The organism is Caballeronia sp. dw_276 (genome assembly GCF_018449635.1).
Taxonomy (GTDB): Bacteria; Pseudomonadota; Gammaproteobacteria; order Burkholderiales; family Burkholderiaceae; genus Caballeronia.
The window spans coordinates 1-1,210 of record NZ_JAAVUV010000052.1; the positions used below are offsets into that span (position 1 = coordinate 1).

Below are 1,210 nucleotides of genomic sequence, written 5' to 3' on the forward strand. Positions count from 1 at the left end.
GGTCCAATGGTCGTGGACACCTCAAAAAGGGATAATTCTCTAAATGAGGTGAGAAATGGGCAGACGAGACTTTCCAGACGAATTCAAGGCCGACGCGGTCCGGCTTGTAGTGGAGCAGCGATATTCCTTTGCTCAGGCGAGCAAGGCGATGGGCGTTGGCGACACCGCGTTAAGGCGCTGGGTGGCACAATGGCGCGCGCAAAAGGCGGCGCCCCCGCGCACGGCTGAGCAGATTAGCGCGGACGCGCAGCGCATAAGGGAGCTGGAGGCACGGGTAGCCGATCTGGAAAGGGAGCGGGAGATTTTAAAAAAATCCACGGCCTTCTTCGTGAAAGAAATGGATCGCTCATTGAAGTGATTCATTCGTTGAGGAAGGCCTATCCGATTATCGCCATGTGCGCCCTGACGGGCGTGTCTCGCAGCAGCTACTACGCGTTTGTGCGGCCACGTGTGCGGCGCCGGCACTCATCGCAACTGCTCGATGCTGCGCGTCAGATACACCACGAAAGCCGAGCCAGCTACGGTAGCCGCAGGATGGCGCAGTCGTTGCAGAGCAAAGGCTATGCAGTCGGGCGCCACCGGGCCAGAAGCTTGATGAGAGAGGCGGAGCTGGTGGTGCGCAAGCGTCGCACTCACCGGTATCGAAAGGCTGAAGGCGAGGCGCACGTGGCACAGCACCTGTTGGAGCGCAAGTTCGAACCCGGTGCGATCAATCGCGTCTGGGCGGGCGATGTGACGTATGTGAGAAGCAAGCAAGGGTGGTCGTATTTGGCCATCGTCATGGATTTGCACTCGCGCCGCATTGTGGGCTGGGCGTTTGACATCCAGGCTGACACGGAACTCGTGATTCAGGCTTTACAGCACGCGTACCGCAGCCGACAACCGGGTGCTGGCCTCATGTTTCATTCGGATCAGGGCTGCCAGTACACGAGCGCACGCTTTGTCGATGATCTGAAGAACGCGGGCATCACACAGAGCATGAGTCGCAAAGGTAATTGCTGGGACAACGCGGTGGTTGAGCGTTTCTTCAGGAGCTTAAAGAGCGAATGGATCGGCGAGCACGAGTACGAAAGCCATGAGGAAGCAAAAAGTGACATCCGAGAGTTCGTGGAAAAGTACTACAACTATCAGCGTCTTCATTCGGCAACCAACAATTTGCCGCCGGTGCTGTACGAAGCGAGTTCTTTATGAAATCCCCTTTGCGGGTGTC

General features: G+C 57.4%; 1 protein-coding gene. It reads left to right on the forward strand.

The genetic code is table 11. The features are described 5' to 3' along the window. The first annotated feature begins 55 nt into the window (after positions 1 to 55). A protein-coding gene (locus HB633_RS30565; protein ID WP_255581307.1) for an IS3 family transposase occupies positions 56 to 1,191 on the forward strand; the annotation gives its coding sequence in 2 pieces (ribosomal slippage) (positions 56 to 305 and positions 305 to 1,191; 1,137 coding nt in all). Positions 1,192 to 1,210: the final 19 nt, after the last annotated feature.